1 protein-coding gene is annotated in these 367 nt (G+C 64.6%); it reads right to left on the reverse strand.

Annotated features, from left to right (window positions below; genetic code table 11):
• A partial coding sequence (locus AC0L20_RS40190; RefSeq protein WP_473295699.1) for an aldehyde dehydrogenase family protein occupies positions 1–367 on the reverse strand: 367 nt, incomplete at both ends.

Here is a 367-nt window from a genome sequence, read left to right on the forward strand (position 1 = left end):
GGCGGCGCCCATCAGGGCATCGACGGTGCGCTCGATGTCCGCGTCGGGCATCACCACCATATGGTTTTTCGCCCCGCCCAGGCCTTGTACGCGCTTGCCGTTACGCGCGCCGCTCTCGTAGATGTACTGGGCAATCGGCGTGGAGCCAACAAAACTCACGGCCTTGACGTCTGGGTGTTCGATCAGCGCGTCCACCGCTTCCTTGTCGCCCTGCACCACGTTGAACACGCCCTTGGGCAGGCCCGCTTCACGCAGCAGCTCGGCCATGAACAGCGAGGCGCTCGGGTCGGTGGGGCTGGGCTTGAGAATGAAGGTATTACCCGCCGCGATGGCGATCGGGTACATCCACATCGGCACCATCACCGGG

The sequence above is a fragment of the Bradyrhizobium sp. Kon58 genome (genome assembly GCF_055807455.1).